This window comes from Mucilaginibacter lappiensis (assembly GCF_050433765.1).
Taxonomy (GTDB): domain Bacteria; phylum Bacteroidota; class Bacteroidia; order Sphingobacteriales; family Sphingobacteriaceae; genus Mucilaginibacter; species Mucilaginibacter lappiensis_A.
In genome coordinates, this window is the sequence record NZ_JBNPWP010000003.1 from 372562 (window position 1) to 391289 (window position 18728).

The 18728-nt window shown below is 43.7% G+C and carries 15 protein-coding genes; 3 read left to right on the forward strand and 12 right to left on the reverse strand.

Annotated elements, in window-relative coordinates; translation table 11 throughout:
* Positions 1–31: 31 nt before the first annotated feature.
* The 4 genes from hisD to M2273_RS11825 form a co-directional block, all read right to left on the reverse strand.
* Entirely contained in the window at positions 32–1327 is a 1296-nt protein-coding gene (gene hisD, locus M2273_RS11810) for a histidinol dehydrogenase (protein WP_429396968.1), read from the reverse strand.
* A 116-nt stretch (positions 1328–1443) separates the two neighbouring features.
* The gene (hisG, locus tag M2273_RS11815) at positions 1444–2295 is read right to left on the reverse strand and encodes an ATP phosphoribosyltransferase (protein WP_429396970.1); all 852 of its coding nucleotides are present in this window, start codon (positions 2293–2295) and stop codon (positions 1444–1446) included.
* A gap of 308 nt (positions 2296–2603) precedes the next feature.
* A complete protein-coding gene (locus M2273_RS11820) occupies positions 2604–4130 on the reverse strand; it encodes a hypothetical protein (RefSeq protein ID WP_429396972.1) in 1527 nt (508 codons plus the stop codon).
* Between the two features lie 153 nt (positions 4131–4283).
* Positions 4284–4775 (reverse strand): D-glycero-alpha-D-manno-heptose-1,7-bisphosphate 7-phosphatase, encoded by a 492-nt coding sequence (locus tag M2273_RS11825; RefSeq protein ID WP_429396974.1) that lies wholly within the window; start codon positions 4773–4775, stop codon positions 4284–4286.
* A 395-nt stretch (positions 4776–5170) separates the two neighbouring features.
* On the opposite strand from M2273_RS11825, the gene gltB reads away from it, so the two are divergent.
* Entirely contained in the window at positions 5171–9688 is a 4518-nt protein-coding gene (gltB, locus tag M2273_RS11830; protein WP_429396976.1) for a glutamate synthase large subunit, read from the forward strand.
* Between the two features lie 5 nt (positions 9689–9693).
* Positions 9694–11172 carry a glutamate synthase subunit beta gene (locus M2273_RS11835; RefSeq protein ID WP_429396978.1) on the forward strand — a complete coding sequence of 493 codons (1479 nt, stop codon included), beginning with the start codon at positions 9694–9696 and terminating at the stop codon, positions 11170–11172.
* A gap of 188 nt (positions 11173–11360) precedes the next feature.
* Here the strand turns inward: M2273_RS11835 and M2273_RS11840 are convergent, their stop codons facing one another.
* From M2273_RS11840 to M2273_RS11860, 5 genes are all read right to left on the reverse strand, one after another.
* Positions 11361–11798, reverse strand: a complete 438-nt coding sequence (locus tag M2273_RS11840) for a carboxymuconolactone decarboxylase family protein (RefSeq protein WP_429396979.1) — start codon at positions 11796–11798, stop codon at positions 11361–11363.
* An 82-nt stretch (positions 11799–11880) separates the two neighbouring features.
* Entirely contained in the window at positions 11881–12453 is a 573-nt protein-coding gene (locus tag M2273_RS11845) for a Crp/Fnr family transcriptional regulator (RefSeq protein WP_429396981.1), read from the reverse strand.
* Positions 12454–12574: 121 nt separating this feature from the next.
* On the reverse strand, positions 12575–12700 hold the full coding sequence (locus tag M2273_RS11850; RefSeq protein ID WP_429396983.1) for a hypothetical protein: 126 nt from the start codon (positions 12698–12700) through the stop codon (positions 12575–12577).
* Positions 12701–12712: 12 nt separating this feature from the next.
* Positions 12713–13138: an SRPBCC family protein gene (locus M2273_RS11855; RefSeq protein ID WP_429396984.1), complete on the reverse strand. Its 426-nt coding sequence runs from the start codon at positions 13136–13138 to the stop codon at positions 12713–12715.
* Positions 13135–13482, reverse strand: coding sequence for an ArsR/SmtB family transcription factor (locus tag M2273_RS11860; RefSeq protein WP_429396986.1), 348 nt, complete (start codon positions 13480–13482; stop codon positions 13135–13137). Before M2273_RS11860 ends, M2273_RS11855 begins: the two co-directional genes overlap by 4 nt.
* Positions 13483–13669: 187 nt before the next feature.
* On the opposite strand from M2273_RS11860, the gene M2273_RS11865 reads away from it, so the two are divergent.
* Complete coding sequence (locus tag M2273_RS11865) at positions 13670–14200, forward strand: DUF4142 domain-containing protein (protein WP_429396988.1); 531 nt, start codon at positions 13670–13672, stop codon at positions 14198–14200.
* On the opposite strand, the gene M2273_RS11870 is transcribed toward M2273_RS11865, so the two are convergent.
* The 3 genes from M2273_RS11870 to M2273_RS11880 all read right to left on the reverse strand — a co-directional run bounded on the left by M2273_RS11870 (position 14192) and on the right by M2273_RS11880 (position 18551).
* Positions 14192–15394 (reverse strand): DUF763 domain-containing protein, encoded by a 1203-nt coding sequence (locus tag M2273_RS11870; RefSeq protein WP_429396990.1) that lies wholly within the window; start codon positions 15392–15394, stop codon positions 14192–14194. The genes M2273_RS11865 and M2273_RS11870 overlap by 9 nt on opposite strands.
* A 328-nt stretch (positions 15395–15722) precedes the next feature.
* The gene (locus M2273_RS11875) at positions 15723–17636 is read right to left on the reverse strand and encodes an AMP-dependent synthetase/ligase (protein ID WP_429396992.1); all 1914 of its coding nucleotides are present in this window, start codon (positions 17634–17636) and stop codon (positions 15723–15725) included.
* Between the two features lie 318 nt (positions 17637–17954).
* A complete protein-coding gene (locus tag M2273_RS11880; protein ID WP_429396994.1) occupies positions 17955–18551 on the reverse strand; it encodes a short chain dehydrogenase in 597 nt (198 codons plus the stop codon).
* Between the last annotated feature and the right edge of the window lie 177 nt (positions 18552–18728).

An 18728-nucleotide genomic window follows, 5' to 3' on the forward strand; every position in this document is an offset into this window, starting at 1 on the left:
TAATAATCTTTTAGGATAATTAACTCCCCCTTTAGGGGGTTGGGGGGCTTATTCTTATTGATACCGCATTCCTGTGCGCGTGCAAACCTTCCATTTCAGCCAGTATTTCAACACTCGGGCCAATATTTTGGATGCCCTCGCGGGTGATATGCTGGAAGGTGATCTTTTTAACAAACGAATCGACCGATACACCCGAATAAGCCCTGGCATAACTGCTGGTTGGCAGGGTATGGTTGGTACCCGATGCATAATCACCTGCGGCTTCGGGGGTTAAATTACCCAGGAAAACCGAACCTGCATTGATAATGCTCCCAGTGATCTGCTGCCAGTTTTCGGTAGCCAGGATCAAATGTTCTGGCGCGTAGTGATTGCTAAAATCCATTGCCTCATGAAGCCCCGATGTAATCACTACATAAGAGTTGTCCATAGCCAGTCTGGCTATTTCGGCACGGGGCAGGGTTGGTAACTGTCTTTCAACTTCGGCTATTGCCTCATTGGCTATTTTTGCTGATGTGCAAACCAATATTGACTGACTATCAATGCCATGCTCGGCTTGTGCCAGCAGATCGGCAGCGATAAAGGCCGGAGTAGCGGTTTCATCGGCAATCACCAAAACTTCTGACGGACCGGCGGGCATATCAATAGCCGTTGTAGTGGTTGATTGTATAATGGTTTTAGCCTTGGTCACAAACTGGTTGCCGGGGCCAAAGATCTTATCAACCTTCGTAATGCTCTCGGTACCGTAAGCCATTGCCGCTATGGCTTGTGAGCCACCCACGAGGTATATTTTATCGATACCCAGTAATAATGCTACATAAGCTATAAAGGCGTTAACCTTACCGTTTTTTTGCGGGGGCGAACAAACCACAATTTCATGACAACCTGCTATGCGGGCCGGTATACCCAGCATTAAAAAAGTACTTGGTAAAACGGCTGTGCCGCCGGGAATATATAAACCAACCTTTTCAATTGGTCGCAACTCGCGCCAGCAGGTAACGCCAGGCATGGTCTCTATCTTGTCCTCGGCTTTTAACTGGGCTCTGTGAAATTTATAGATATTGTTGTACGCCGTTTCAAGCGCCGCCTTTTGTTCGGCCGATACGGTTTCAGCAAGTTCTTCCAGATCGGTCTTGTCCAGATACAGGTTGCTTAACTGAACCTTATCAAACTTGTTGGCATAATCATACAAAGCGCGGTCGCCATGTTGCTGAACGTGGTTTATCACATCCTCAACAATAGTACGGATCTCATTGGCCGGGTCAACATTCCGCTGAACCAGCTGTTGAATATCGGCTGTACTTAAATCTGAATAGTTGTATAGTCGCATATAAGCCCCCTCTAAATCTCCCCCAGTAGGGGAGACTTTTTGATTTTATGTTTAGTTAAGCCCCTTAATCAATTAAAGCCCTCCCTTCCGGGGAGGGTTGGGTGGGGCTGGCTGCCCTATAATATTATCTTTTCAATTGGCATTACTACAATGCCTTGTGCGCCGGCTTGTTTTAGCTGGCTTATCCTGTCCCAGAAATCACGTTCGGGGATAACGGTGTGTACAGCAACCCAGTCGGCCTCGGCTAATCCTACTACCGACGGGCTTTTTACTCCGGGCAATAAAGCGATTACTGTGTCGAGGTTATCTTTATGAACGTTAAGTACCACATACTTAGTCTCTTTGGCGCGTAAAACAGATTGGATGCGTTGTATCAGTTCTTGTACCAGGTGGTTGTTTTCAGAATTCTTGCTGCCAATCAGTACCGCTTCTGACGACATCACATCGGCAAATGGTTTTAAACCGTTGCTTTTTAATGTACCACCGGTTGAAACCAAATCGCAAATGGCATCACTTAAACCCAGGCCCGGCGAAATTTCGACAGAACCCGAAATGGTACGGATATCGGCCACTATGTTTTGTTGCTTCAAAAACTTACCCAATATAACCGGGTAGGTAGTCGCAATGGCTTTTCCGTTAAGATCCGTAAGGTTTTGAATAACGTTATTGTTGGGTACCGCTATTTTTAAAGAGCATTTACCAAAGCCTAAACGTTGCAGGTAGCTTACCTCCACCTCGGTTTCCTGTATCACGTTTTCGCCAACAATACCCAGATCGGCAATGCCGTCCTGAACGTATTCGGGGATATCATCATCGCGAAGAAAAAGGATCTCTAAAGGGAAGTTTGATACAGGAGAGATGAGCGAGCTCTTGTAATTTTCGAAGTTTAAGCCGCAATTTTTTAATAATTCAACGGATTTTTCGTTGAGTCGACCCGATTTCTGGATCGCTATTTTAAGTGTTTTCAAAAGATTGAATTTAAGGAACTACAATAAAAAAGAGTATAAACGGAGTTTGTTATTTCGCGTAGAAACATACATTATCTAATCACCACATGGTGGTGATGGTGCAGATGAAGATGATGTAGTGCGGTACCGTTCATTTTTTTTGTATAGTAAAACTATAGATAAGCAGGCGCAAATATATACAGATGTTTTTTAAATCAAAGTTTCTGAATCAGAATTTTTAGAATTTTAGGATTTTCAGAATTATGTCCGGCAATTTGTGCTTTAAATTGAATTATTAGAAATTCATATTCTGTAAATTCTAAAATTCTTTAATTCTGATTCAGACTGTCATATTCATAAATGGCGCCTTCATCACCAAAATCTTTGATCATTTTTAGTTTTTTCACTTTTTCAATGTCCTTAATATTAATCAGCTCAGGGTTTTCGAGGTTTTTGAACCAGATGAGGTAAAACTGTTTTTTCTGATAAAACTTAGCTATGTCTTTTTTGAAAAATTTATGTGGCACCAGGTATGAAGACATGCCCGAGAAAAAGTAAACAGCCTCATGTGCATCGGTATAAATAGTAACCTTTGGCTTAAACATGCTTTTATCTATATGTTTAAGGTATGCCGCAAATGGCGATTCGAGCCAGCTATCGTCTGTATAACCGGGATTGCCATAATCGTCTTCTATCTGGTCGATATAGCGGTTCCTGTCAATCAGGAACTCTTTGGTTACAAAGCCCAGCATCATCGCAATAAACACGGTGGCAACAATTCTGCGTGTAGTTATATTGGTTATCTTTTTTAATAAAAGTAATCCCCAGCTGGTATAACCCCAAAGGGCCGGTATATATATAGGTGCTAATAAACGGTGATTAATGCGCTCGTAACGCGAAAATGTAGAAGATAAAATAATGAATAAACCATACACCAATGCAAAGGTGATAGCCAGGTTCTCATAACTGGTTAACCTGCGGCGATAGTAGTTATAGGCCAGTGCTGCGATAAAGCCAACCAATATGATAACAGCAAGCGGCGTGGCCAGGAAATACTGGTTAGGAGTTAAGCCCATCCAATCGCACATTACGGTGCCAAAATAGTACAGGTTTTTGCCAAATGAAGTAATGGACGGCTCCCGTGGCCCCGTTGTTGTACCCGACATGAAAGCATTAAACACCAAATTGCTTACCAGCAGCGAAATACAAACAAAGCCGTATATAATAATATGTACGATTTTCTTTTTAAGCGGTAAAACCCTGTCGAGCAGTAACAGCAAGCCCCCGGTACCAACAATAGTAACCGCGGCATACCTGGTTACACAGGCAATAGCCGCTATGGCCGCAGCTATGATGAGCGTTTTAACCGTATGTTTTAAAAGATACTCCCTGAAAGCGACCAGGAAAAATAAGGTTTCGAGGATAAACAAAGTTTCGGACCATAAATAGGAGTATGCCTGCAACAAAGCCGGACTCAATATAATGGCCACCAGTATCAGCCATTTATATACGCGCGATGCCGGTACAAACCGGTGCATGATCCATCCGCTGGTGTATATTAAGGCGGCAAACATGAAACTGTTTAATATAGCACCATAAATTACAGGATCAGTACGGGTAATAAACATAATTGTCCCCAGGAAAATAGGATAGAACACCGGGAAATCAACAATGGGGATATGGTTAAATGTGTGGAGTGTGCCGGTTGTGTTTAAACTGCGGGCAGCGCTGGTGTACATAATAGAATCGGGCGAGATCCCTATGCCACTGTAGCTACAAAATATCTGTACAGCAACAAACCCAATTAACGCAGCGATGAAAGTATCGTAGTTTTTTAAGTAGCGGCTTAGTTGCATGTGGTTTTACTTTGTAATAGTGGTAAAAGTTGTACGGGCGTAAAATGTTTTAAAAAATTTTAAGCCCCCTCTAAATCTCCCCCTAAAGGGTGAGACTTTTACTTAATAATGCTTATAAAGCCCTCTCCTGAAGGAGAGGGTTGGGTGAGGCTCTTATTTTATCAAATCAAGCACGGTACTTATAGGCTGGTCGCTATCTATTAATATGCCTTTAACGCCTGCCGCGGTACCAGCTTCAACATCGCGTTCACGATCGCCAATAAAGTAGGACTTTGACGGATCGATGTTGTATTTGGCTATACCCTGTAATAAAAGGCCCGGTTTAGGTTTGCGGCAGTCACAATCGCCGGTAAACAGCGGGTGATGCGGGCAATAAAAAAAGTCAACTATATCTACGCCATGCTCTTTATAAACCTGTTTCAGGTGGCTGTGCATTTTTGCAAGCTCATCTTCGGTGTACCAGCCTTTGGCCAGGCCACCCTGGTTGGTGGCAACCAACAGCATATAGCCTTTATCCTGCAGGGTTTTCAGGGCTTCAAAATTGTCCAGTACATGAAAATCCTCAATACGGCGCACATAATCGCCCATTTCCTGGTTAAGTACTCCATCACGATCTAAAAAAACGGCTTTGTTTTTTGCAGGCATCTGTTTAAAATTTTTGGCGAAGTTAACAATTCTTAAACTTACCTTAAATGTTGCTTTATTTTTGAATTAACCAAACCGTGCTTAAGAATGTTATATTCTACTGTATATATAGGGTAAACAGTACAAAATTAAATTCTGTTATAGCAACAATTACCGATTGTATAAATGATTATTGCATTGTTTGTGCAACTTTATATCGATTCTAAATAAGTAAATGCCGCTTTTCATTTAGTTAATCATAATAATTGTTTATTTCTGTTGTTAAATTGTTAAATAAATATGATTAAAATAATTGATTTTTTAGAAATCTTCAAAAATAACCGATGATTTTATAATTTATGTAGTATTTAGTAACTTCGTAGTTACACCCTTTTTATAAAACGGTTTAATTTACGATGAATCAAACTGAGAGCCACCAGGGCCTTTATAGGCCAGAATTTGAACACGACTCCTGCGGAACTGGTTTTATAACCAATATTAATGGTCATAAAAGTAACCAGATTATTGATGACGCGCTTACCATGCTTGAAAATATGGAACATCGCGGTGCCTGCGGATGCGACCCTGAAACCGGCGATGGCGCTGGTATATTGATACAACTACCTCATGAGTTTTTGATGGAAGAATGCTCAAACCTGGAGATCAGCCTGCCTGAGCCTGGTGAGTATGGTGTTGGGATGATATTTTTTCCAAAAGATTCGGCACAGAAAAAAGCTTGCCGTATTGTTATTACCAATGCTATTGAAAAGTTGGGTTTGCATAAGTTAGGTTACCGCAAATTAACCGTAGATTCAATGGTTGTTGGCGAAACCGCCCGCCAGGCCGAACCTGATGTTGAACAAATATTTATAGCAAGGCCCCAAAACATTACCAATGCTGATGATTTTGAGCGCAAGCTGTTTGTATTAAGAAGGTATATTAATAAAACCATCACCGAAACCATACCGGCAGCGGCTGAGCACTTTTATTTTACCTCGCTATCATGTAAAACCATTATTTATAAAGGACAGGTAACCACCTATCAACTGCGTAAATACTATTCAGATCTTTCTGATCCGCGTATTGCATCGGGCTTTGCCATGATCCACTCGCGTTTCTCAACCAATACTTTCCCATCATGGAAACTGGCCCAGCCTTTCCGTTTGATCGCTCATAATGGCGAGATCAATACGCTTACAGGTAACCTTAACTGGTTCTATTCGGGCTTAAAATCTTATGTTTCTTCGTATTTTACTGCCGAAGAAATGGAGATGCTGTTGCCGGTGATTGATAACAACCAATCTGATTCAGCCTGTTTGGATAATATCATCGAAATGCTGCTGCACACCGGCCGTTCGTTACCACACGTAATGATGATGCTGATACCTGAAGCGTGGGATGGCAACGAACAGATGGACCCGGTTAAAAAAGCATTTTACGAGTATCATGCCACTTTAATGGAGCCATGGGACGGCCCGGCTGCTATTACCTTTACCGATGGTAAACTGGTAGGCGCCCTGCTTGACCGTAACGGACTACGCCCGTTGCGTTATGTGATCACCAACGATGGCCGTGTAATTGCCGCGTCAGAAGCCGGTACATTGACCATTGACGAGAGCACCGTGCTACGTAAGGGCCGTTTACAACCCGGTAAAATGCTGCTGATTGATACCGAGCAAGCCAGGATCATTACCGATGATGAGATAAAACAACAGATCACCTCACAACAGCCTTATGGCCGTTGGTTAGAGAATTATAAAATAAACCTGAGCGAACTGTCTGAACCGCGTTTGGCTTTTGCCAGCCTTTCAGAAGCATCTGTATTCCGTTACCAACAGGTATTTGGCTACAGCCGCGAGGATATTGATACCATTATTAAGCCAATGGCGGTTGATGGTAAAGAGCCTGTGGGCTCAATGGGTACTGATGTGCCGCTGGCTATATTATCTGATAAGCCGCAGCATTTGTCCAGCTACTTTAAACAGTTTTTCGCACAGGTTACCAATCCGCCTATTGATCCTATCCGTGAGCGTTTGGTAATGAGTTTGGCTACGTTTATAGGTAACAATGGCAATTTGCTTGATGAAGATAAAATGCATTGCCATTGCGTGGTATTAAAACACCCGATATTAAAAAACCATCAGTTGGAAAAACTGAGAAGCATTGATACCGGCCTTTTCCATGCCAAAACACTGCAAACCTATTTTAATGCCGACGGACAGCCGGGTTCATTAGAAAAAGGCATTGCAAGGCTTTGCCGCTATGCCGAGGACGCTGTTGACGATGGTTTTGAGGTATTGATCCTTTCAGATCGTGCTGTTGATTCTGAACACGCGCCTATTCCAACATTACTTGCTGTATCAGCAGTACATCACCACCTGATAAAAAAAGGTCGCCGTGGCGCTGTAGGTCTGGTTGTTGAAACCGGCGATGCATGGGAAGTTCACCACTTTGCCTGTTTACTGGCATTTGGCGCTACCGCTATTAATCCATACCTGGCCCTGTCAACCATTGAAACGGTTAAAAACAATGGCAGCCTGGAAACCAGTCTGGATATCAAGACGCTTCATAAAAACTATGTAAAATCTGTAAACGATGGTTTGCTGAAGATATTCTCAAAAATGGGTATCTCTACATTACAGTCATACCACGGATCGCAGGTATTTGAAATACTAGGTTTAAACAAATCAGTAGTCGACCGTTATTTCTCCGGAGCTGTTACCCGCATAGGCGGTTTAGGTTTGGATGAAATTGCCCGCGAAGCCCTTTGCAAACACCGCATAGGTTTTGGCGCTAAAGCCGCGGATAATTTACTGCCCGAAGGTGGTATTTACCAGTGGAAACGCAGGGGCGAGGTGCACTTGTTTAACCCTACTACCGTACACTTATTACAACATGCAACCCGTACCAATGATTACGAGGTATATAAAAACTATGCTAAAGTAATTAACGAGCAAACCGAAAAGCATTTCACCATACGTGGTTTGCTTGACTTTGCACATCACCGCGAGGCTATTGCCCTTGATGAGGTTGAACCGGCCGAAAATATCATGAAACGCTTTGCAACGGGCGCCATGTCATTCGGATCTATCTCACACGAGGCGCATAGCACCATGGCAATTGCCATGAACCGCATAGGTGGCAAAAGCAATACCGGCGAGGGTGGTGAAGATGAAATGCGTTATGAAAAGCTGCCAAATGGCGATTCTATGCGTTCAGCCATTAAACAAATAGCTTCGGCACGTTTTGGGGTAACTTCAAACTACCTTACCAATGCCGATGAGCTGCAGATAAAAATGGCGCAGGGCGCAAAACCGGGCGAGGGTGGACAGCTTCCGGGTCATAAAGTTGATGACTGGATCGCACGTACACGTCACTCTACACCAGGAGTTGGTTTAATATCTCCGCCGCCACACCACGATATTTATTCAATCGAGGATCTGGCGCAATTAATATTTGATCTTAAAAATGCTAACCGTGCCGCACGTATCAACGTAAAACTGGTTTCAAAAGCCGGTGTTGGTACCATAGCCGCAGGTGTTGCCAAGGCACACGCCGATGTGATCCTGATCGCGGGTTACGATGGTGGTACTGGTGCATCGCCAATAAGTTCAGTAAAACACGCGGGTTTACCATGGGAGCTTGGTTTAACCGAGGCTCACCAAACACTGGTACGCAACAAACTGCGTAGCCGTGTGGTATTACAAACAGACGGTCAGTTAAAAACCGGCAGGGACTTGGCCATTGCCGCCCTGATGGGTGCCGAGGAATGGGGTGTTGCTACCGCGGCCCTTGTTGCCGGTGGTTGTATCATGATGCGTAAGTGTCACTTAAATACCTGCCCTGTAGGTGTTGCCACGCAGGATCCTGAATTGAGGAAACTATTTTCGGGCAAACCTGAGCATGTGGTTAACCTGTTCCGCTTTATGGCCGAAGAACTTCGTGAGATCATGGCCGAGCTTGGTTTCCGTACCATTAACGAAATGGTTGGCCGTGTTCAGTTCCTGAAAGTGAAGGATCACCTGGATAGCTGGAAAGCTAAAAAGATCGATCTTTCGGGCATATTACACCCGGTTACCAATACCAAAGGCATGACCCTGTACAACAGCGAAAAACAGGATCATGGTATGGACGAGATACTGGATTGGCAGTTGTTAGAAACCGCTAAAACCGCTATTGAAGATAAAACACCGGTGTTTGCAACTTTTGATGTGATCAACGTTAACCGTACCATAGGTACGCTGTTATCAAACGAGATCTCCAAAAAATATGGATCAGCAGGATTACCTGACAATACCATCAACTATAAATTCAAAGGCTCGGCCGGACAAAGCTTTGGCGCGTTTGCTACCAAAGGTTTATCGTTTGAGCTGGAAGGCGAAGCCAATGACTATGTAGGTAAAGGCTTATCAGGCGCGCAGCTGGCAATCTATCCGGCAGCCAATGCAACCTTTGTTCCTGAAGATAATATCATTATTGGTAACGTTGCTTTGTACGGAGCTACAGCGGGTGAAGTATTTATTGGCGGTATGGCCGGTGAGCGTTTTGCGGTGCGTAACTCAGGCGCTACTACTGTTGTTGAAGGTATAGGCGATCATGGTTGTGAGTATATGACCGGCGGCCGTGCATTAATCCTGGGTAAAACAGGCAGAAACTTTGCAGCCGGCATGAGCGGCGGTTTAGCCTGGGTATATAACCCCGACGGCACCTTTGCCGAAAACTGCAACACCGAAATGGTTGACCTTGATCCGTTATCAGCAACAGACAACGAGCAGATCCTGGCATTACTGCGTAAGCACATCAGCCTTACAGGCAGTAAGCTTGCACAGCAACTGCTTAACAATTGGAATGAAGTATCAACCCAGTTTGTTAAGGTGTATCCAAAAGAGTATAAAAAAGTATTAGAGAAATTACAATATCAAACAATAGGCTAAATTTCATGGGAAAACCAACAGGATTTCAGGAGTTTAACAGGGAACTTCCTACTAAAGTACCCGCTGCTGAACGCGTAAAGAACTATAAAGAGTTTGTTAATTTATATACCGACGAGAAGCTTAACCAGCAATCGGCCAGGTGTATGAATTGCGGTATCCCTTTTTGCCATTCGGGATGCCCGCTGGGAAATATCATTCCGGAATTTAACGATGCGGTGTATCGTAAAAATTGGGAAGAGGCTTACCATATTTTATCGTCAACCAATAATTTCCCTGAGTTTACAGGTCGTATATGCCCTGCACCTTGCGAATCGGCATGTGTGTTAGGTATTAACAAACCGGCTGTTGCTATTGAGGAAATTGAGAAACATATTATTGAAATAGCTTTCCAGAAAAATCTGGTTAAACCTACAGCGCCATTGGTTAAAACCGGCAAAAAGGTAGCTGTAGTAGGTTCGGGTCCGGCTGGGCTGGCTGCTGCCGCTCAATTGATCAAAGCAGGTCACGCGGTTACCGTTTACGAGCGCGATGATAAACCCGGTGGTTTACTGCGCTATGGTATCCCTGATTTTAAGCTGGAAAAATGGGTTGTTGAACGCCGTATTGAAGTAATGGAAAAAGATGGCGTTGTATTTAAACTGAACAGCGAAGTTGGCAAAAACGTAGCGGCAGATGAGCTTGTACGTAATAATGACGCCGTTGTACTGGCGGGTGGTTCAACCATACCACGTAACCTGAATATTCCGGGCCGCGAGTTAAAAGGTATCCATTTTGCGATGGACTTTTTAAAACAGCAAAACAAACGGGTAAGCGATATTACTGTTGATGGTGATGATATACTGGCAACCGGTAAAGATGTAGTGGTAATTGGTGGTGGCGATACCGGATCAGACTGTGTGGGTACATCAAACCGCCAGGGCGCAAAATCAATTAAACAGTTTGAGGTGATGTATCAACCGCCTGAACAGCGTACAAAGCATATGCCATGGCCTACTTACCCCATGATACTGAAAACAACCAGCTCGCATGAAGAAGGTGTTGACCGTTTTTGGGGTATTGATACCAAAGAATTTTTGGGCGATGAGAACGGCAATCTGCGTGCTTTAAAAGTTGTTGATGTAACCTGGGAGCAGGATGTAATGGGCCGCCCGATTAAACTAAATATAGTGGAAGGCTCTGAGCGTGAAATACCTTGCCAGCGTGTATTCCTGGCCATGGGTTTTGTGCATCCTCAGCATGTTGGCATGATACATCAATTAGGCGTTGAACTTGATGAACGTAAAAATGTTAAGGCCAAAGAAGGCGTATACCGTACCAACGTAAGCAAAGTATTCACCGCCGGTGATATGCGCCGCGGACAATCGCTGGTGGTATGGGCTATATCTGAAGGCCGCGAAACAGCCCGTAAGGTTGATGAGTTTTTAATGGGTCATACCGTGCTGGAAAGCAAGGATTCTGTTGACCAGTTTGAGCAAGTGTTCTAAATTTAAATTATAAATCCAAATCCAAAAGCCGGGTTCTTGAAAAAGACCCGGCTTTTTTTGTTATGCTCAGATTATAGATATTAAGTCATGCCGAATTTATTTCGGCATCCCACTGGCTAAGTTAAAGCTTATCAGGTTGTCTGTCCTGAGGGATCCTGAAACAAGTTCAGGATGACAAATAGATAGGCTTACAAGCTTGGCTGCAAGCCTGTAGCAATGCCTATCCTGTTCCAGGCATTAATAGCTATGGCGGCCATAATTACCTGTGCCAGGTAGTGTTCGTCAAAAAGCCTTGCAGCTTCTTCATAGGTTTGGTCAGATACATGGTTTTGTATCAGGGTGACTTCTTCAGTTAAGGCCAGTATTGCTCTTTCTTCTTCAGTGAAGAAAGGGGTTTCGCGCCATGCATTCAACGCATAAATACGTTGCTCGGTTTCGCCGGCTTTGCGGGCATCTTTGGTGTGCAGGTCAATACAGTAAGCACATCCATTTATTTGCGACGCGCGTATTTTTATTAGCTCTTTATGTGTTTTTGTTAAGCTGGAATTATTAAGGTAATGGTCCAAACCTAACATTGCTTTGTATCCTTCTGGTTCTACTTTGGGGATGATGATTCTTGCTTTCATTTTCTTATTGTTTTATGATACCCAAAGGTGGGGGCAAAACAGGCCTCGAAAAATGAATCAAGATTAAGAAATTTATACAAGACTAAATTTTTTTTGCCCTGATCTTACTCATAAACTGCGGAGTAAAACCAAGGTACGATGCCAGCATGTATTGTGGTATGCGCTGTATAAAATCAGGGAAGCGATCCCTAAAGTTTCTGTAGCGTTCTTCGTCGCTAAAGCTGTAAATGTATTCAATGCGTTTTTGCGCGGCGGTAAAAGCCCTTTGTTGTACTATCCTGAAATAGCGCTCAAGCCGGGGCGTTTTTTCAAAAAGTTCTTCAAGTTTGTTTTTATTGATGCTGATGATCTCTGAGTTTTCAACAGCCTGTATATAACAGTTTGAGGGCTTGTCGCTTTCCAGGCTGTAATAGTCACTCATCCACCAGTTTTCAATAGCAAACTGGGTTATTTGTTCATTTAACTTTTTGTTGATGAAATAAGAGCGCAAACAGCCTTTGCTCACAAAATACACGTCTTTGCAAATATGGTCAGGCTCCAGCAGGTAAGTCTTTTTTTTAACCTGTTTCACTACCACAGCCGCATTAATGATCGCTATATCGGCCTCATTAAGCTCCACGAATTTTTTGATATGATCTGTAAGGTTGTTTAGCATAATTACAACCCGAATATAATGATAAGGACTTGGATATATGGATTGATGTTGTTAAAATACTACAAATCAAGTTATTGCAAATAGACTATGGCGGCTAAAGCCCAATTCCTGACTTATATAGTTATCCGTCCCTTAAAAGGGACGGCAATGAACTGTTTAATTCATTGCCGTTGGCTTCAGCCAACGGATAAAGAGCCAGCAGAAATATGGCTTTAGCCAAATTCTGCTGGTTGTAATCAATAAACATTAGATATACTTTTTATGCCTTTTCTACATACTCTTTTAACATACGGCCAACAATCTCTGTCCAGCCCTTTGTAAAGCTTTCTCTTGCAAAGTCTTTTAGAGGTGGGAAGGTTTCCAGGCCAGTATGTGTAAGTATAACTTTGGTTTGGTCGCCCTCTGGAAAAAGCTCCCACGTTACCTCCGAATTACCCTCGTATCCATCGTATCTCCAGGTATGGGATAATTTGCGCCCTTCTACAACTTCGGTTACCCGGCACAGGTGGGTGTATGTTTGTTCCTTGCTTCCGCCGGTAAAGGTAAATTCAAATCCAACTACCGGTTTAAAATCCGGAATGTCAAAATACCATTCCTTCATTTTGGCATGATCGGTAATGGCTTGCCAAACTGCATCAGCAGGGGCGTTGTAAACTCGTTCAATTACAAAAGGTTGTGCGCTCATAACTTCTTATTTTTATGTTTAACATTATTGGTTGATTCTTGCTCTTTATTAAGGAAATCGCCCAGGGCATCCAGCTTTTGGGTCCAGAATCTGCGGTACTGTTCGGCCCAATCGGTTACTTCTTTTAGCTGGTGCAAGTCGGCATGGCAAAATCTTTCACGGCCTTGTTGTTTTATAACCAGCAGACCGCACTCGGTTAGTATTTTTATATGTTTTGATACCGCCGGTCGGCTCATGTCAAAATTATCGGCCACGGTATTTAAATTCATGCTTTGATGGGCAATCAGGTTAATTATCTCGCGTCGGGTAGGGTCGGCTATGGCCCTAAAAACATCTCTGTACATGATTTTGATGATTATATGAAACCATTTGGTTACAAATATATGTGAAACCTTTTGGTTACGCAATAAAAAAGTGAAAAAAAATGTAGCTAACTTAAATTGGTACGATCAGCTGATATTTTATGATGCTTTAGTAAACCAGAACGGTTAATTTTTGTTACATGAGAAGAGGATCATAAACAAACTGAAAATGAAGCGGATAGCGGGTGTGTTGTTGGGTTTGGTCGCCCTGGTTTTGGTACTGTCATGCCAGGATAACAAGCGTGCAAACAATTACAATAAGCCCCTGATTGACGATGAAGGACTGTTGTTTTTTACCCATGCAGCTGAGGCAAGCCTCACCAGCGTTAAGGCTTCGGGCCTGGTTATATCCAATTCAAAGAATCTGCAGGTTATCCAATTCGCGAAATTGATGATAGATGAGCATACCCGGCTTGCCGTTGATCTGAAAAAATTGCAGACCGATAATTTTATAACACCCAAAGATTCCATTAACGCTATACATCAGCAAATAATAGTCGATCTGGAAAAAAAACGTGCAGGTATATTTGATAAAACGTACATACAGGAAGTAATTAATGAGTATGAACAACAGATCATTTTGTTTAATGCGGCCAGCCTGAATAAAAACATTAATGTTGCAGACTTTGCTAAAAAAACACTTCCGGTTTTAAAAGCACACCTGGATTCGGCTAAAGTTATCAGCTTAATTTTAAAATAGTTTCAATTGCTGCTGCACTGGTGGTTTAACTTTGCCTAAAACAGTGCGGCCACCATATTTCCACGAATTTTCGCGTTCCCGGGCTATTACCTGGTCAAAATTAGCATTTGGGGTAAAATCTTTTTCGGCATTCTCTGCAATTTTCGATAAGCGTTTAATGGCTTCATTTTTTTCGGATTGTCCTATTTTTGATTTGTAAACCGCGTTTTGCAGGATGCTGATGGTTTCGTCATAAACTTTTATGGGTACCGGGAAGGGATGCCCATCCTTACCACCATGAGCAAATGAAAACCGGGCCGGATCCTTAAACCTTGATGGCGTACCATGAATCACCTCACTTACCAGCGCCAGCGATTGTAATGTACGCGGACCTAATCCCTGCAGCAACAACAGTTCTTCAAAATCGGCAGGTTGTTTTTCGTGGGCCAGCCACAGTACCGCGCCAAGCCGTTTCAGGTCCACATCTTTAGCGGTTACATGATGATGATCGGGCATCACCAGTTTATTGATCTCCCGCAGCATGAGCTCAGGGTTTTCAGCGGCTATCTGCATTACGCCATTTCTTGAACTATCCGCCTGCTTATCGGCCATGTTCAGGATCAGGCCGTGATTTTGCCCGTAGATAAACGTATGCGGATCATCGACAAAGGAGGTGAGTTGTTCTGAATGCCAATGGTAACGCCGTGCGGTTTTGCTGGCATCGCTCATACCTTGCTGTACTACGGCCCATTTACCGGTATCGCTCAGGATAAAGTTATGAGTGTATAGCTGGAAACCATCTTGAATAGCGGTGTTATCAACCTTGGCGCTTAGCTTGCTGCATTTTACCAGGTAATTGCCATCCAGACCGGTGGTTTCACTGATCCTAAACAGCTCGGCTGGGGTTTGTTTGGAGTACTTGCCCTTGCCGCCGCAAATGTAAATGCCGAGTTCGCGGCTGTGCGGATTGATGGCCCGTTTAAGGGCGCCCATCACCGAGGTAGTAATGCCCGACGAATGCCAGTCCATGCCCATTACCGCACCCAGGCTTTGAAACCAGAAAGGATCGCTCAGGCGACGAAGAACCTCATCCTTGCCATAATCTATTACGATGCTTTCCACTACGGCAAGTCCCAGCTTTGCCATACGTTCGGCAAGCCATTGCGGCACATAACCATAATGTAAAGGCAGATCGGCACTTCCGGATCGTTTCATGCTAACAAAGTTAGCAAAAAGATTATTGATCCAATTGATTTTTTCTGAACCTTGATTAGAGGATTTTAGGATAGTCTTGATTTGAAGAGTTGTCGCTCGGCTCCTGTCGACAGGTGTTGGGAAGAATAAAAAGAAAGCTGGGGGCGGTACGTTCCTTCCTGAGGAAGGGGGAGGTAGGGGTTTATGCGTTATAAAAGTATTTCAATCGCGTGTAGAAACCCCTCCCTGCCACCGCGCTTCCAACTGCACCCCTCCCAAGGGAGGGAATTAAAAATCGAAATTCTCGTAAATCAACGTAATCAATGCAATCAAAAAAAATCAACGGTCATTAATCCGCTTCTGTTTCCTGCAGGTACATATCGTCAATATCGGCGGCGTATTTCTTTTCAATTACCTTGCGCTTGGCTTTCATGGTAGGGGTAATTTCGCCATCGTCCATGCTAAAGGGGTTGCGTTTTACTTTGAATGCTTTAATACGCTCAAACTTGGCCAGCTCGTTGCTGAGTTTGCGCAGGTCCTGGCCAATCCAGTCAACCAGTTCCTTGTCTTCAACAAACACATTGGGCTGCTCAAAAAAATCATCCTTGAGGCCAAAGGCTTCCTGCATGGTTTCGCGCGAGGGCACAATAATAGCCGTGATGTATTCGCGTTTATCGCCCACTAAAAATACCTGCTCTATCTTAGGGCTTTTTAGGTAGGTGTTTTCTACCGGGGTGGGATATATGTTTTTGCCATAGGCATTTACCAGCATGTTTTTAAGGCGGTCGGTTATTTGCAGGTTTCCTCTGTAAAAGCGGCCGATATCGCCGGTATGAAACCAGCCCTGAGGGTCAATAACCGTAGCGGTTTCCTCGGGTTTGTTCCAGTAGCCCTTCATTACGCAATGCCCGCGCACAATGATCTCGCCTTCTTCCGATTGCAGATCCTCTTTAAAGCTATCATGGGTTTGTACGGTATAAATATGCTGCGTATCTACATTTTGAATAGCCACCTCAATACCCGGAATAATGCGACCAACTGTGCCGTATATTACGCGGTGATGCTCGGTAACGGCCATAACGGGCGATGTTTCGGTAAGGCCAAAACCTTCCAGGATCACGATGCCCAGATCGCCAAAAAATTCCCCAATATTTTTGGGCAAGGCGCCACCACCCGATACCATGAACTTTAAGCGACCACCCGTTTTTTCCTTAATTTTACTAAATACCAGTTTTTCGGCAATTTTTTGCTGACCGCTTAAAATTACCCCCGGCGTTTTACCAGCTTCTTTAACCAGGCGATATTTTTTGCCTATCTCCAGCGCCCACAAAAATATCTTTGATTTTACACCTCCGGCTGACGTTCCATTTTTAATAGCCTTGTCATGTATGCGCTCCAGCAGGCGGGGTACACAACATAGCACAGTTGGTTTAACCTCGGCCATGTTTTTGGCCAATAGCTCCAGGCTTTGGGCAAAGGCAATTTTACAGCCTTTGTACAGACAAATATGATAAGTAGCTGTGCGTTCAAACACGTGCGATAACGGCAGGAATGATAGGAACAGATCGGTTTTTTCGATAAAGGGGATCTGGATGAGGCTGTTAATTACGTTTTGGGTAAGGTTATGGTGTGTAAGCATTACCCCTTTAGGTATACCCGTTGTTCCCGATGTATAAATAAGGCATGAAATATCTGATGATAAAATGGCCTCGCGGGCAGCACTTATGGCATGTTTGTATTGCTCAATAAGGTCTAAACCTTCCTGTATCACCTGGTCAAAACCAATAACACCGGCATTTAGGGTCAGTTTATCACTGTATTTTTCAAAATCATCAAATGCCGGGATAATACGGATCAGCGACTCACAGTTATTGGCCACCTTAAGCACCTTGCGGAACAGGAAAGGGTTACCTGCAATGATGATTTTAGCGCCCGAATCGTTCAGAATGTATTCTATTTCGGTTTCGGTAAGGGTAGGGTATATGGAGGTATTTACAGCGCCGATCTGCTGCAGGGCCTGATCATAATAAACATAATCCGGACCGTTCTCAATAAGTAGCGAAAGTCGGTCGCCTTTCCTGATGCCCATATGCAGGAACCACGCAGATATGGCATCTATTTTATCCAAAGCCTGCCTGAAAGTTATCTCAACCCAGGTATCTTTTACTTTATGTAATAAAAAAGTTTGGCTATCGGGGTGGATATTGGCTACAACGTTGCGGATAAATGCCGGAACGGTTGACGGTTCTATTACCTGGTTCATTAAATTTAAAAGGATTTACAAGCATCAAACTTATGTTTTTTAAAGTTAAAACTAAAATGAAATGGCACATATCCCCACATTCGGTGAGATGATGTTAACAGCACCTGGGAGGCAGAGCGTGACGAGTAAGGATTTGTGTGATTTCCCTCTCGAGAGGGGTGGAGGGGTGTGTTCTTTACTCGCGGTTAACACACCCCTGCAACAACGCAGCCCTGCGCTCCCCCTCTCAAGAGGGGAATTGAAAAAACTAAGTCTTTTATGGGAAAGAACAGAGATCCTGTTAAATCCTTTAATCGCATTAATCCCGGTTCAGACAAATTACCAAACCTTGATAGTTTGCCCGGTTAAAGCGCCAAACACGCTTTTATAATAGGCATTTGCCACTTTACTCATTTCAATGGGTATATGACCGGGAAAATAAGGGAAATAGCCGGGCGAATCTTCAACAACACCGGCGCTCACGGTGTTAATACGTATGCCGTTTTCCAGTTCAATGGCGGCAGCCATGGCAAAGGCGTTAAGGGCCGCATTTACCGCGCTCAGGTTGGCGCCAAGTACAATCGGGTCATCGGCCAAAATACCTGATGTGAGGGTAAAAGATCCTTTGGGATTAATATAATGCTGACCGATCAGCACCAGGTTAACCTGCCCTAAAAGTTTGTTTTGCAGGCCGCTGTCAAAATCTTTGGCTGTCATGGTGTTCAATGGTCCGAAATGCGCACTGCCGGTAACGCTAACCAGCGAGTCGAAACTGCCAATTTGTTTATAAAATGCTTCGATAGATTCGCTTGAAGTAATATCAACCTGCACATCGCCGCTTTTGGAACCAGCGGTAATAATTTCATTTTCTCCGCGCAATGCTTCGGTTACTTTTTTACCTATGGTGCCACTGGCGCCAACAATAACTATTTTCATGTACCTGATGTTTAATGGATAATTAATGCAGTTTAGGTATTAATTTATTGTAAATAATTGTTTCAGTGTCATAAAATTCGGGGTATATATTGTTATGAAACACAACCGCAATAGGCCTGTCAGTCTGAGCCTGCCGAAGACTGGTGGGCGAAGGCCTCTGCACGCTACCCTTCGACA

Excerpts from the sequence above, each read along its gene's own strand:
- M2273_RS11865 (WP_429396988.1), top strand. The coding sequence starts at position 13,670 with ATGAAGCGGATAGCGGGTGTGTTGTTGGGTTTGGTCGCCCTGGTTTTG.
- M2273_RS11835 (WP_429396978.1), top strand. The coding sequence starts at position 9,694 with ATGGGAAAACCAACAGGATTTCAGGAGTTTAACAGGGAACTTCCTACT.
- M2273_RS11820 (WP_429396972.1), bottom strand. The coding sequence starts at position 4,130 with ATGCAACTAAGCCGCTACTTAAAAAACTACGATACTTTCATCGCTGCG.
- M2273_RS11870 (WP_429396990.1), bottom strand. The coding sequence starts at position 15,394 with ATGAAACGATCCGGAAGTGCCGATCTGCCTTTACATTATGGTTATGTG.
- M2273_RS11875 (WP_429396992.1), bottom strand. The coding sequence starts at position 17,636 with ATGAACCAGGTAATAGAACCGTCAACCGTTCCGGCATTTATCCGCAAC.
- M2273_RS11880 (WP_429396994.1), bottom strand. The coding sequence starts at position 18,551 with ATGAAAATAGTTATTGTTGGCGCCAGTGGCACCATAGGTAAAAAAGTA.
- gltB (WP_429396976.1), top strand. The coding sequence starts at position 5,171 with ATGAATCAAACTGAGAGCCACCAGGGCCTTTATAGGCCAGAATTTGAA.
- M2273_RS11825 (WP_429396974.1), bottom strand. The coding sequence starts at position 4,775 with ATGCCTGCAAAAAACAAAGCCGTTTTTTTAGATCGTGATGGAGTACTT.
- M2273_RS11855 (WP_429396984.1), bottom strand. The coding sequence starts at position 13,138 with ATGAGCGCACAACCTTTTGTAATTGAACGAGTTTACAACGCCCCTGCT.
- M2273_RS11845 (WP_429396981.1), bottom strand. The coding sequence starts at position 12,453 with ATGCTAAACAACCTTACAGATCATATCAAAAAATTCGTGGAGCTTAAT.
- M2273_RS11840 (WP_429396979.1), bottom strand. The coding sequence starts at position 11,798 with ATGAAAGCAAGAATCATCATCCCCAAAGTAGAACCAGAAGGATACAAA.
- M2273_RS11850 (WP_429396983.1), bottom strand. The coding sequence starts at position 12,700 with ATGTTTATTGATTACAACCAGCAGAATTTGGCTAAAGCCATATTTCTG.
- M2273_RS11860 (WP_429396986.1), bottom strand. The coding sequence starts at position 13,482 with ATGTACAGAGATGTTTTTAGGGCCATAGCCGACCCTACCCGACGCGAG.
- hisD (WP_429396968.1), bottom strand. The coding sequence starts at position 1,327 with ATGCGACTATACAACTATTCAGATTTAAGTACAGCCGATATTCAACAG.